The sequence below is a fragment of the Streptomyces sp. NPDC008092 genome (assembly GCF_042957285.1).
Taxonomy (GTDB): domain Bacteria; phylum Actinomycetota; class Actinomycetes; order Streptomycetales; family Streptomycetaceae; genus Streptomyces.
In genome coordinates this window covers 57940-70022 of the sequence record NZ_JBIBHY010000014.1, presented here as the reverse complement: position 1 = coordinate 70022, position 12083 = coordinate 57940, and the positions used below count along the sequence as shown (strand labels likewise).

Below are 12083 nucleotides of genomic sequence, written 5' to 3'. Positions count from 1 at the left end.
TGCGGCGGGTTTCAGACCGGCTGCGGGACGACGGCGACCGGGCACTCGGAGTGATGGAGCAGGGCGTGCGCGACCCTGCCGAGCTGCAGGCCGAAGTGACCCTGCCGACGCCGGGCGCCGACCACGACGAGGTCGGCCTCTGCCGTCGTGTCCAGCAGGACGCGATGGGCGGGGCCTTCGACCGCGCGTCGACGGATTTCCACCCGGGGGTGCTCCCGCTCGGCCTCGCACAGCGCGTCGTCGAGGGCGGCGGAGGCCCGCTGCTCGCGCAGCCGGGCGTCGTCGCCGGCGGCCGGCATGTGGTCCACGGGCTCGACGGTCGGGGTGCGCCACGCCCGTACGGCGGTCAGACCGCAGCCGCGTGCTTCGGCCGCACGCACGGCGAACCGAACGGCGCCGGTGCTGCCCTCGGGATCCCCTACCCCCACCACGACCCGGCCGCCGGCTCCCTGGCGGGCGTGTTCCGTGCCACGGACCACGACGACCGGGCACGCGGCACGAGCCGCGACGGCCAGGCTCACCGAACCCAGCAGCATCCCGGCGATCCGTCCGAGCCCACGGGCGCCCGTGACCAGGGCGAAGGCGTCAGACCCCGCTGCCAGCAGCGCGGACACGGGGTCGTCGGGCAACACCTCGGCCGACACCTTGACCTCGGGATTACGCAGTCCGGCGCGTTCGGCACAGGAGGCGACGATGTGCTGTGCCAGGACCTCCTCGGCCGGACGCCCGGCGCCGAACGAGGGGCGGACCTCCTCGTAGCGTTCCCACCGGGAGGCATGGATCAGGCGCAGCGCCAGCCCCTGGCGTGCTGCCTCGTCCACCGCCCAGTCGACCGCCAGCAGACTGGAGTCCGAGCCGTCGACACCCACGACCAGGGGGAGTTCCATCGTCGTCACCGCCTTCGCCGTCCGGTTGCAGAGAGGCCCCGGTGATTGCGGACAGGCCCCTGTGAACACCGTCGCACCGTCTGCCGACCGCCGCGACACGCCGACCGGCTCCCGGCTGCGGCGGCTTCTGCGCAAGTCAGCGGCCGGGGCATGGCACGCCGGGGCGGATCGGCGCGGGAACGGCTATTGACCGTTCGCGGTGATCCGGCGGCCCGTGAGGCTCGTGGGCCGGATCGACACCCACATCTCGCGCTCGCCACCCGGCCAGGGGGTCGTGTGGGCACGCTGGGCGAGCCTGCGTACGGCGTCGGGGTCCGTCACAACGCCGGCCGGACCGACGGCGAGGACGCTCCAGCCCTGGCTGAACGCCTCGTCCAGGCGGTCCACCTCGAACGCGACCTCGGTCTCCGCGGCCCTGGCGGCCACCGAGTCCGGCGCGGTCCGGAAGACGATGGCCTCGTCGACGACCTCGTAGTTGACCGGGACGACCACCGGGCGGTCGTCGGCCCCCGACACGGCGACGCGCCCCACACCGTGCGTGGAGAGCAGGGTGCGGCACTCCTCGGGGCCGAGTTCCCGGAACCGGGGGTGCAGCAGCGCATGTCCCTGGCCGGGCGGGCGACCGATGCCGGCGCCCAGGAGTGCGGTCACCGTGGTACCCAGCGCGTCGGCGAGCCTGACGAGAGTCCCCAGCCCCGGGTCCGCGGGGTGCTCCTCAAGATAGGCGAGATAGTCGGGCGACATCCTGGCGCGGCGGGCCGTCTCCACCCGGGTTATCCCTCGTCTACGGCGCTCGACGGCCACGCGCCGGCCGATGTCGCCGGGGTCTGCCGTCCCCGTGGGTACGGTGGCGGCGGACGTGGATTCCGGCCGCGTCTCTCGCACCAGCGCGGGATCCTCTCGTTCAAGGTGGCGGATGTGCGCGTCGGGACCTGGGAACACGAGCGTGACTTCATCTGTGTCCGACCAGCGCACGTCGTAGGGAGGCGTGCCGTCCTCGTGGTGGAGTCCGACGATCTCGCCGTCGCGGTGGGCCGCGCCGGTCGCCGGGCTCTCGACGACGAGTTGGTCGCCGAGGTGAGCATGCATGATCGCCACCCTCTCCTCAGAATGCCGCTGTATCCAACGTGCCACGTGTGCCGTGTCGCCGCATGGGACGGAAACCGGGCATCAGGAACGTGGCGTGGGCCGCTTTCGGCGGTACCGCGGCTCGGGACCCGCCTCGTCACCCTGGCTGGCTTCAGATGGCCCATCCTGTCCTCTGGCTGTCGCCCGGCAGAGGTGCACCCATGCCTTCGATGTCGCATTCGGCGGTGTTGAGAAGCTGCCGGCCGAGGGCGTTCATGGCCCGGCCCGCCGCCAGTTCGTCGCCGATCTCGGGCACGTTCGTGTCCGCCGGATGACAGTGTGCGGTTCCGATCGCGGTGAGCGCGGAGGCGCCGGTGTCGAGCACCACGTGCGCCTTCGTCGTCCCGTCGTCCTCTTCGAAGAGTCGGAGACTCACTTTCCACTGCGCCGTGTGCGGCATGGCTTCCTCCTCACCACGGAACATCCGACGGCGGGTCGCCGTCCGGTTCCCCCTCCGTGTCCCACCGTCGAACGGCGGCGCGCCCGGTTTCCAGGGCCGAACGTCCCTACGGAACCGGCGTCCGGCCCCAGCGGCACCCAGCGGAGTGGGCGAGGGCGGGCCCCAGCTCCGCGGCCCTCTCTCCCGTACGGTCGGCAGGGACCCCGGCAGCGGATGCACCCGGTGTCCCCGCCGGGCGGAACCGTTCCGGAAGGTCCCGCATATTCATCGCGGCCTCTGCCCGGTCGGCTGCTTCTTCAGTCTCACCGTTCCCGGCGCATGCCGCACCGGACAGGGCCGTCACGCCGTTTCCCTGGGCCGTTCGGCTCTTGGCAGGACCGGTCGGAGCGAAAGACTGGGACGGAAGGCGAGTCCACGGAATCGGGAGGCCACCGTGAACAAACACGAGAACTTCTCCGCGGAGGCCGAGGCCCGTCGGGACCGGCCTGCCCGCCCCTGGAGCCCCGGCGAGTCGCAACGGCCGGACATGCTGCTCCGCTATCTGGGCGCCGTGGCCACGGCCGCCGCCAGACACGCCGGCAGCGAGGCGCAGGCCCTGACGGCACCGGTAGGGGGCACCACCCGCTCCCAGCCTTCCACCGCCTTGCCCCCGCCCCCTCCCGGGCCGGGGCTGGTGCGGGAGGTGATGGACGTGCCCGCCGCCGCACTGCGCGACGACCTGCCGTACCGCGACATCGCCCGGCTGCTGGCGCGCGAACAGGTCGGCGCACTCCCGGTGGTGGACGACGAGGACCTTGTCGTCGGCGTCGTCTCGGAATCCGATTTGCTCGCCAAGGTGGCCTTCGAGGCCTCCGGTCACCGGCCCGGCCCCATCGGGCGGCTGCGCGAGCGACGGCTCTACGGCAAGGCGCGCGGTGAGACGGCCGCCGACCTGATGACGAGCCCCGCGATCACGGTGCTGCCGGGCGCGACCGTCGCCGAGGCAGCCTGGCTCGCGGCGCTGTCCCGGCTGAAGAGGCTCCCCGTCACCGACCGCGACGGCCGCCTGGTCGGCGTCGTGCGCCGCGATGCCCTGCTGCAGGCCCTGATCAGGGACGACTCCGGAATTCGGTCGGAGGTCGAGAACCGGATCGAAGCGTGCTGCTCGCCGGGCGACCAGGACGCCGTGGAGGTGACCGTTCACGACGGGATCGTGGCGCTGGCGGGGCGGATGACTCCGGCCGGCGCGGCCCGCCTCGTGGCGGAGGTGGAGGCCATCGCCGACGTCGTCGAGGTGAAGAACCTCCTCACCGCTGCCTGACCTGGGGTTCCGGCCTTCCCGGGGCTGGCCGACAGCTCGGCCTCGGAGACCATGCGCAAGACACGGCCAGGCCCCACACGCGGCCCCGCCCCGCGTCCCGACTGCGGGTTCGCCGAACTCGGTCCGGCGCGGGGCCACACGACAGGCACAGCGCCGACCTGCGAGCGTGCGCGGGGAACGGTAGAAGTGGAGGAGGACAGGGGGCGGCAGGGACGGCCGGCAGCCGCGGCGCCGGTTCCCCACGGCTCCGGATTCCGTGTGCCGGATGGGCGATGATCCAAATGCGCGATTACACCGCTGGTAATGGCTCTGGAGCGCTCCCGGATCCGGCGGCCTCGGCCGTGGTCGATGCGCGGGGGATCGTCACGGGGTGGAGCCCAGGCGCCGAGCGACTGCTGGGCTACTCCTGCCAAGACGTCGTCGGCCGTCCTGCGACCCGTCTCCTTGATGCGGACGCGCACATAGACGGCGGATTCACCGAGGTCCTCGACCGGCGAAGCGGCGCCGTCCTGCTCCGGCACCGGGACGGCCGGCGACTGGAGGCGTGGCTGCGCACGTATCCGTCGCTGGACGGCGAAGGCCATGCACAACGGCTCGTCGTGGCCACCGAGCCGGGCGAAGCAGAACAGGGCACTGCGACGACAGAGGAAGCCTTCGCCCAGGGCCATGTGCCCGTCATGGTGTACGACTCCGAACTGCGGGCCCTGCGAGCAAGTGCCGGCGCCGTTCGCGAACTTGCTCTCACCGAAGACCGACTGCGCGGTCGGCGGGTCACCGAGATCATGCCGCCCCACATCTGCCACTCGGTCGAGGACGGTATGCGCCATGTGTTCGAGACCGGGAAACCCGAGCAGTTCCACGTGCGGGGCAGAGCCCGGCCCGAGGCGCGCGAGAGAGTCTGGTCCATCACCGTGTCTCCGCTCAAGACTCCGGCGGGGCAGGTGCGACGTGTGCAACTCACCGCGCTCGACGTCACCGAACAACATCTGGCCCGGGAGCGACTCGCCCTGCTGAACGACGTCAGCACACAGGTGGGCAGCACTCTCGACGTGATGCAGACGGCCCAGGAGATGGCCGATGTCGCTGTGGGCCGGCTTGCCGACTTCGTCACCATCGACCTCCTCGACTCGCTGTTCCGGGGGGTCGAACCGAGCCCGTCCGCGACCGGCACCGTCGCCCTGCGCCGCGCCGGGCAGCAGTCCGTGCTCCCCGGTGTGCCCGAAGCGGTGATCCGGCCGGGAGACGTGGACTACTACCCGGAGTCCACGCCGCCCGTGCGCTGTATGGCCACCGGCTGTCCCTCGCGCCACCGGGCCCTGGACCGGGCGATCAGGGACTGGGGGGAGGCGGACCCCGAGCGGTCGCGGGTGGTCCGGACGTTCGGAGTCCACTCGATCATGGTCGTCCCGCTGCGTGCCCGTGGTATCACCCTGGGCGTAGCCGTTTTCACCCGCCACCAGCGCCAGGAGCCGTTTCAGGACGACGATCTGCTCCTGGCGCAGGAAATCGCAGCGCGGGCCGCTGTCGCAGTGGACAACGCCCGCCGGTACACCCTCGAACGTGGCACCGCACTGGCCCTGCAGCGCAGCCTTCTCCCTCGGCGGTTCGCCGCCCAGAACGCGGTCGAGGTCGCTCATCGCTACCGCCCGGCCCGTACCAGGGCAGGGCTGGGAGGCGACTGGTTCGATGTGATCCCCCTGTCGGGTGCGCGGGTCGCGCTGGTGGTGGGAGATGTGGTGGGCCACGGCCTGCGCGCCTCCGCCACCATGGGCCGGCTCCGGACCGCAGTGCGCACGCTGGCCGACGTCGATCTCCCCACCGACGAACTGCTCGTCCACCTCGACGACCTCGTCAGCCACCTGGCGACCGAAGAGGATCCCACTCCGGACCCCGAGATCGAGTCCGATCTCGGGGTTCCCACCGAGCTCATCGCCACGTGCCTCTACGTGCTGTACGACCCGGTTGCACACCGCTGCACGGCCGCCACCGCGGGCCACCCGCCTCCGGCCGTCGTCACGCCCGACGGTACGGCGTACTTCGTCGACGTACCCCCTGGACCTCCGCTGGGCGTGGGCGGGCTGCCCTTCGAAACGGTCGAGTGGGAGCTGCCTGAAGGGAGTCTCCTCGCGCTCTACACCGACGGCCTCGTCGAAGGACCCGAGCATGACCTCGACAAGGGCCTCGCACAGTTGCTTCGGTGCCTGGAGGAGTCCGCGCACTCGCCGGAAGCCGTGTGCGACGACCTGATCCGGGCCCTGCTCCCCCAACAGCCCCAAGACGACGTCGCTCTCCTTGTCGCCCGCACCCGAATCCTCGACGCCAGCCAGGTGGCCACCTGGGACCTGCCCTCCGACCCCGCCGCGGTGGCCGGAGCCCGCGCGGGGGTCGAGGCCAGACTGGCGGCCTGGCGGCTGTCCGAGGTGGCCTTCACCGCGGAGCTGGTCATCAGCGAACTCGTCACCAACGCGATCCGCTACGGGCAACCCCCCATCCGATTGCGCCTCATCCGCGACGGTGCCCTCATCTGCGAGGTCTCCGACAGCAACAGCACCGCGCCGCACCTGCGGCGTGCCCGCACCTATGACGAGGGCGGCCGCGGCCTGCTGCTCGTCGCCCAGTTCGCCGATCGCTGGGGGACACGTCACCATGCCCAGGGGAAGACGATCTGGGCGGAGATCGGGTGCTGAGAAGCGTGGTCCGCAGGGGGATCGTCCAGCTTCGGCTGCGGCAGGAGCACGCGTAGTTCGTCGGGAGTTTCCGGGACGCGCCACGCCCGGGAGGGCCCTGTCCCTCAACTGTGGTTTGTGGAGCCTTCAGACGGGCCTTCTTGGCGTAGGAATCGGCCCCCGGAACGCCAGCGGCGGCGAGCTGCGGGTGCCAGCGCGTTGATTTTCGGTACTGGCAGTCATCGTGCGCGATCTCGGCGGCGCAGGCACCCTCGACCACCAATATCAGGATATCGATTGCCTGCATGACTGGCGCCGGGTCTCCGCACTTACGGTGACCATTTCCCAGATGTCCTCCTCGCGCGTGCGGCGTACGCGGCGACAGGGCCGAACGGTCCTCCGCGGGGCTGATAGGTACCGCCGACGATGCCGGAGAACCTCTCTGCCGGAAGGCGCGAGAGGGCCTTCGTACCGAGGTCAGGGACCAAACGCTCAGTGAGGACCACACCAAAATCCAGCACGTCTTCATCCCCGTCGGAGCCTGCTGGCTCAACCTCCAGGAAGGCTGGTGGCGCATCTTCCGCAAGGCTGCCCTCGCAGGCTAGTCCTTCGCCGGACCACCCGAGATCGACCAAGCCACTCGCCTGGCAACAGCCCAGCTCAATACCCGCGCCCAGCCCTGGGTATGGGGAAGACCCACACCTTCAACCCGCGCTCTACGCCGCCGATACGTGTACTCCGTTTGAGGAACCCAGCACTGGACCTGCTATGTATTCCACGTCCTGGCGCATTGTGGTGAGCGGCGGGATGGTGTAGCTCGCCGGCGGTCATCCGTAGACCGCCCGGTTCATCGCCGCCGAGCTCGGCTGGCCGGAGGACACGGCCGTGGTGATCGCGGACGACCTCGCGGGCGACGACCGGGCGGGCAGGGCCCGGATCCTCCGTGACGTAGGTTTCGTGGCGTGTGTCGTGCTGGAGCAGAAACCGCATGTCGTACGTTCGCGATCTTGAACTGCAGCTTCGTGGTACGACCGTTCCCGAACTTGTACGCGACAAGTCCCAGTTTAGGTGCGTCTCGATACCCAAGTGGTTGGCATATTTAGATAGTCGGCGGTCTGCCTGGGCCTATCCCCCCTAGGTCGTGTGGTTGGCCAAAAAGAGAGCCAGTGGTCCGGCGGGCAAGAGGAATCGCCTCTCGTGGGCGGCCTGCACGGCGTCGTCCATCGGCCACCACATGAGCTTGTAGTCTCGTTCCGTCTCGGTGAGTTCTTGTTCGCCGAGGGTGAGTTCACGGGCCTCGAATAGATGGACTCGCGCGGTAGAGCCGAGGGTGATCGCGTACGCGCCGAGTGGGCGCCAGCATTCTGCGGTGATTCCTGCTTCCTCGCGCAGTTCGCGGCGGGCGCACTTAAGCGGGTCTTCGCCGTGTTCGCGGCGGCCACCGGGCAGGAAGAGGAACTCGCCCCCGTGGATGGGGAAGTCGGCGCTCAGCAGGGCTACCAGGCCCTCCGCGTCGCGCGCCACCACCACGGAGGCGTCACGCATCACTTCAGTGCTCATGCCGGATGAGCCTACTCAGGTTGAATCGGCGATGTCCGGTTCGTCGATCAGCCCGTCGAGGTCCAGACCGGTGGTCGGCAGACAGCCGACGATCAGGTGCGGCCGGTACTGGATCCTCTTCAGCTTCCGCTTGATCGCTCGGGTCAGGTGGGCGAGATCAGCAGCGGCGAAGTCGGCCAGGGCCCGCTTGAGCAGGCTCCAGATCCCTTCCTGCGGATTGATCTCCGGCGCGTACGGCGGCAGGTGGAAAATGACCAGCCAGTCCTTGTGTTCCGCTTCGAAGTCGAAGAGCTCCTGCTGCAGGTGCACGTTGAGGTTGTCCCACACCCACACCACCGGGGTGCCGAGTTGCAGGTGCACCATGCGGATGAAGTCCCGGTAGTCGCTCCAGGCGAACGACTTCGGTTCGCCCCTGCGGCCGTGGTAGACGTGCAGCTTGTAGAACATCCGCGGGCGGTACCCGGGCCGGAAGCACACCGCGCCGGCGATGTTCACCCGCCCACCGCGGCGACCGGCCACCCGCACCACCGGCCGGGCCCCGCGCGGCGCCCACGTGCGCCCCTTCGGCGGGATCAGCGACTGCCCGCTCTCGTCCGCGAAGCAGATATGGGCGCCCAGGTCGTGCGCGGTACTTTTGCCCGCGGCCACACCTCGGCCTTCCACACCTCGATCGTCGCCTCGTCCCGTTCCAGCGCCCGACGGACCGGCACCTGGCAGCTCCAGCCATGCCGCAGCAGCAGCCGCCACACCCCCTGGATCGTGTAGCCGACGTGGAACAGTCGCCCGATCAGCAACTTCACGCGCTTGAGCGTCCAGCCCTGGTCCTCATCATCGAAGCCGTGAGCCAGCGGGCCCCGCTTCAACTCCCCCTCCAGTCTCTGCCACTGTGCCGGCGATAACCGTTCGACCGCCATCGGCCCCGCCGACACCAGCGCCGCGACTCCACCCCGCCGCCAGGCCGCCCGCCACCGGCGCACCGACCGGTCCGTCACCCGCAGCTCCGCCGCGATCCGCACCGTACCGGCCCCGGCCTCGAACCACTTGGCCGCCTCCACCCGCACGGCCTCCCGCTTCTCCTGCTCCGCGGGCGTCAGCCCGCCCCCTTGCGCATACCGCATGAGTCCGTCGTACCGCAGGGATCACCACTCGTCACGACCACCCGGACATCGCCAATTCAACCTGAGTAACGGCAGGCGTGCACCCAGGCGGCGAAAGGCACATTGAACACCACGGGGTGGGCGATACCGCGGCCGTGGTAACCATTGTCGCCGTAGGCGTCCCCGTGGTCGGCACACATGATGACCAGCCACTGTCCGTAGCCGGACAGCCTGTCGAGCAGTCGGCCCATGTGAGCGTCGGCGTAGGCGAGTGCCGCGGCCTGAGAGGCAGCGCTGTCGATGCTGCTGTCCAGGTAATGACCGTGAGGCACGTGTGTGGCGGAGACGTTGACGAACAGGAACATCGGCTGTCGGCCGTCGTACCGGTCGGCGAGTTCGAGGGCTTGGTCCGCCTGGTAGCGGGTGGAGTCGGGCTCGGGGGAGCAGAACTCGGGGTGCCAATGCGCCTCATGGAACATCGCCGGCAGCACCGAGCCGAGGGGTGTTTCCTGGGAGAAGTAGGTGACACCGCCCACGCACACGGTGCGGTACCCGTGTATGGCGAGTCCGTCGAGGAGATTCGGGGCGTCGAATACGAACGTCTCGGGGGGAACCTCCTTGAAGGTCGGCGGGCGGCATTCCCACAGGCGGCTCGGTTGCTTCGGCTGCGGCAGCTTGGGCAGGAAGCCGGAGAAGAACGCCATGTGCGCGGGCAGGGTGAACGTCCCGGGTGTCTGTCGTCGTTCCCACTGCCCGCCGGGCAGCAGCCCGGCGAGGCGGGGCGTAAGGCCGTTCTCCGCAGCGGCGTGGGCGACGTCGTGGCGCAGGGAATCGAACGTCACGAAGAGGATGTTGGTACCGGAGTCGATGATCTGCGCTGTGTCGATCACGGGCGGCCTCCGTCGGCCGAAGCGGGGAGCCACGTCTCGATCGTGCCTTTGGCCTGGGAGTTCACAGGACGAGGAACGCGGTCCTGGGTGATGAGGCTGCGGATGGCCGCGAGCCCGTTGGCGTTGTCCAGGAGTGTGCCCTGCGCGGTGTACAGGCGGATCCGTACGGTGGTGACGCCACCTGCGGTCTCCGAGGACAGCCACGCGCCCGGGGCCTCAATGGCGCCCAGTTCGGCCAGGAGCTCCTCCTCGGGCTGCCACCCGAGGTAGCGGACGGTGCAGGCGTAGTGCTGGGCGTTGATCGCGCCTTGGCACACGCGGTCAGCGAATTCGGCGCTGACCGGGTGCCCGTCGTGGGCCACCGCGAGGCGAGAGGCCTTGGCCGTGACCACCAAGCAGGCGCCGAGCCACCAACCGACGCCTTCGTGGATCTGGCCGGGGTACTGCCCGACTGCGCCGCCGTCACGGATGACGGCGGCCGTGTCGATGGGGTTAATCAAGGCTGCGCTCCAAGTCGGCGATGACCCAGTCGGCCAGCTCTGCCGGCGATTTGTCGTCGGTGTCGAGCCAGACCGCGGTGTCGTCTTCTTCGGCCACCTGGGCGAAGTTGGCGAGCAGTCGCGGGAGCCGATCGGGCACGTTGAGCAGGTCGGTGTCGTCGCTCTTCACGTCCGTCTTGATGGCCATCCGCTTGCGCAGCGCGTCCTCCGCGCAGCGAAGGTAGTAGGTACGAGTGGGCGCTTCCATGTAGAAGCGGAAGGGCTCCAGGAGAGCGGTGACGGCGTCGACGGGCACACGGTGGACTGCAGCGTGGCAGGCGATGACGGACGACAGGTAACGGTCTGCCACGACCGCGCCGTGCACGCGGGCGTGGCGTATCCGGTCGGAGGTGTGCAGCGCGCCGGACAGGTAGAACGCGAACTGAGGCAGTGATCGCAGTTCGGAGTTGATGGTGGAGGACCACTCGGTGTGCGGATTGGTCAGCGTGTGGATGCGGGAGGCCTTGAGCCGCTTGGCGAGCAGGCCGGCCAAGGTCGACTTGCCGATGCCGGAGACGCCCTCCAGGACGACGACCGGGTACGGGTCGGCCTCGTAGTAGAAGGGCTGGTACGTAGGCGGCGTGCGGGTCATAGTGTCCCCTCGGTGAATGACGTGACATGCCCGGCGACGGCAGCGACCAGTCGGTCCGGATCGGAGAGAAGCTCAGCCACGTCCAGGCGCAGGTCATCGCGCAGCAGGCAGGGCTGTACGCCGCCGTTGTGGTCCACGCGCAGGGCCCAGAAGCCCTCAACACACCGGTTGCGCAGCGCGCAGGTGCCGCACTGGCCAACGTGGTGACGGCCGAGGTCGCGGTGGATGACGTCGATCTCGACGCCGTCGATGCGGAAGACACGCCGGCCCTGGCCGACCCCAGCGATCTCAATGCGCTCGTCCGACGTGAGCGTGCGCAGGTACGCCAGGATGGCATCGGCCGAAGCAGCCGAGGAGGCTCGGGCCTCGTTGAAGTCGGTGTCCACCAGCTCGATGAACTGCACGGGCAGGCGTCGTTCCAGAGCGAAGTCCAGGATGTGCGTCACCTCATGCGCGTTCTCTTGTTGGAGGAGCGTGTTCAGCTCAACCTGAGGGAAGGTTTCCCGGGCCGCCTCGATGCCGTCGAGGACGGTGTCGATGGTGATGCGGGTACCGGCGATGGCACGCAGGCTCTCGTCGGAGAAGTAGTGCAGCGATACCTTCACCTTGTCCAGGCGGGTTCGCCCCAGCCACGCCTGGTGGGTGCGGATGCGGGTTCCATTGGTGATCAGGGTGTACGAGGCATCCGGGCCTTGCCCCGGCAGGCCTTCGAGAACCGGGCGGGCCATAGGGGAAGTTAAGGGCTCCCCGCCGGTGAAATACACGCGCTTGAGTCCCGCGGCCATCAGGGCGCGGATGAAGTTCAGGTAGCCGTCCGGATCCAGTGCTCGGGTACGCGGTTGCCGGGAGCGGTCTGCCCGCGTCAACGGGGGCGGGACGTCGCCCTCGTTGTGGCAGAACCAGCACGCGATGTTGCACCGCGGCGTGAAGGACACGCGGAGTTGCCCGCGCAGGGCAGCGAAGTTGTGCAGGGCCGTGAAGTCGACGGCGTCGGCTCCTACCGGCCTGGTCAGCTCTTGCACGG

General features: G+C 69.6%; 12 protein-coding genes. 2 read left to right on the top strand and 10 right to left on the bottom strand.

The genetic code is table 11. The features are described 5' to 3' along the window. Positions 1–11: 11 nt before the first annotated feature. From ACFZB3_RS37125 to ACFZB3_RS37115, 3 genes are all read right to left on the bottom strand, one after another. Positions 12–887: a universal stress protein gene (locus tag ACFZB3_RS37125; protein WP_391384016.1), complete on the bottom strand. Its 876-nt coding sequence runs from the start codon at positions 885–887 to the stop codon at positions 12–14. Between the two features lie 183 nt (positions 888–1070). Continuing rightward, complete coding sequence (locus ACFZB3_RS37120) at positions 1071–1976, bottom strand: DUF1918 domain-containing protein (protein ID WP_391384015.1); 906 nt, start codon at positions 1974–1976, stop codon at positions 1071–1073. A gap of 151 nt (positions 1977–2127) precedes the next feature. Beyond that, positions 2128–2415: a dsRBD fold-containing protein gene (locus ACFZB3_RS37115; RefSeq protein WP_391384012.1), complete on the bottom strand. Its 288-nt coding sequence runs from the start codon at positions 2413–2415 to the stop codon at positions 2128–2130. 433 nt (positions 2416–2848) lie between these two features. On the opposite strand from ACFZB3_RS37115, the gene ACFZB3_RS37110 reads away from it, so the two are divergent. Both ACFZB3_RS37110 and ACFZB3_RS37105 read left to right on the top strand, forming a co-directional pair. Further along, a complete protein-coding gene (locus ACFZB3_RS37110; protein ID WP_391384009.1) occupies positions 2849–3715 on the top strand; it encodes a CBS domain-containing protein in 867 nt (288 codons plus the stop codon). 281 nt (positions 3716–3996) lie between these two features. Further along, complete coding sequence (locus ACFZB3_RS37105) at positions 3997–6402, top strand: SpoIIE family protein phosphatase (protein ID WP_391384005.1); 2406 nt, start codon at positions 3997–3999, stop codon at positions 6400–6402. A 1113-nt stretch (positions 6403–7515) separates the two neighbouring features. Here ACFZB3_RS37105 and ACFZB3_RS37100 read toward each other — a convergent pair. From ACFZB3_RS37100 to ACFZB3_RS37070, 7 genes are read right to left on the bottom strand one after another with little or no spacing between them, the layout of a single operon-like run. Then, positions 7516–7941 (bottom strand): NUDIX domain-containing protein, encoded by a 426-nt coding sequence (locus ACFZB3_RS37100; RefSeq protein ID WP_391384001.1) that lies wholly within the window; start codon positions 7939–7941, stop codon positions 7516–7518. Between the two features lie 15 nt (positions 7942–7956). Beyond that, on the bottom strand, positions 7957–8589 hold the full coding sequence (locus ACFZB3_RS37095) for a transposase (protein WP_391383998.1): 633 nt from the start codon (positions 8587–8589) through the stop codon (positions 7957–7959). After that, positions 8514–9059 (bottom strand): winged helix-turn-helix domain-containing protein, encoded by a 546-nt coding sequence (locus ACFZB3_RS37090; RefSeq protein WP_391383995.1) that lies wholly within the window; start codon positions 9057–9059, stop codon positions 8514–8516. Before ACFZB3_RS37090 ends, ACFZB3_RS37095 begins: the two co-directional genes overlap by 76 nt. 56 nt (positions 9060–9115) lie before the next feature. After that, on the bottom strand, positions 9116–9928 hold the full coding sequence (locus ACFZB3_RS37085) for an STM4013/SEN3800 family hydrolase (RefSeq protein WP_391383994.1): 813 nt from the start codon (positions 9926–9928) through the stop codon (positions 9116–9118). Then, a complete protein-coding gene (locus ACFZB3_RS37080; protein WP_391383991.1) occupies positions 9925–10428 on the bottom strand; it encodes a hypothetical protein in 504 nt (167 codons plus the stop codon). Before ACFZB3_RS37080 ends, ACFZB3_RS37085 begins: the two co-directional genes overlap by 4 nt. Continuing rightward, entirely contained in the window at positions 10421–11059 is a 639-nt protein-coding gene (locus tag ACFZB3_RS37075; RefSeq protein WP_391383988.1) for a dTMP kinase, read from the bottom strand. Before ACFZB3_RS37075 ends, ACFZB3_RS37080 begins: the two co-directional genes overlap by 8 nt. Then, positions 11056–12081 (bottom strand): radical SAM protein, encoded by a 1026-nt coding sequence (locus ACFZB3_RS37070; RefSeq protein ID WP_391383985.1) that lies wholly within the window; start codon positions 12079–12081, stop codon positions 11056–11058. The genes ACFZB3_RS37075 and ACFZB3_RS37070 overlap by 4 nt, the downstream gene beginning before the upstream one ends. Positions 12082–12083 lie beyond the last annotated feature (2 nt).

Coding starts and splice junctions, on each gene's coding strand:
- ACFZB3_RS37105 (WP_391384005.1), top strand. CDS start 3,997: ATGCGCGATTACACCGCTGGTAATGGCTCTGGAGCGCTCCCGGATCCG.
- ACFZB3_RS37090 (WP_391383995.1), bottom strand. CDS start 9,059: ATGCGGTATGCGCAAGGGGGCGGGCTGACGCCCGCGGAGCAGGAGAAG.
- ACFZB3_RS37100 (WP_391384001.1), bottom strand. CDS start 7,941: ATGAGCACTGAAGTGATGCGTGACGCCTCCGTGGTGGTGGCGCGCGAC.
- ACFZB3_RS37075 (WP_391383988.1), bottom strand. CDS start 11,059: ATGACCCGCACGCCGCCTACGTACCAGCCCTTCTACTACGAGGCCGAC.
- ACFZB3_RS37120 (WP_391384015.1), bottom strand. CDS start 1,976: ATGCATGCTCACCTCGGCGACCAACTCGTCGTCGAGAGCCCGGCGACC.
- ACFZB3_RS37125 (WP_391384016.1), bottom strand. CDS start 887: ATGGAACTCCCCCTGGTCGTGGGTGTCGACGGCTCGGACTCCAGTCTG.
- ACFZB3_RS37115 (WP_391384012.1), bottom strand. CDS start 2,415: ATGCCGCACACGGCGCAGTGGAAAGTGAGTCTCCGACTCTTCGAAGAG.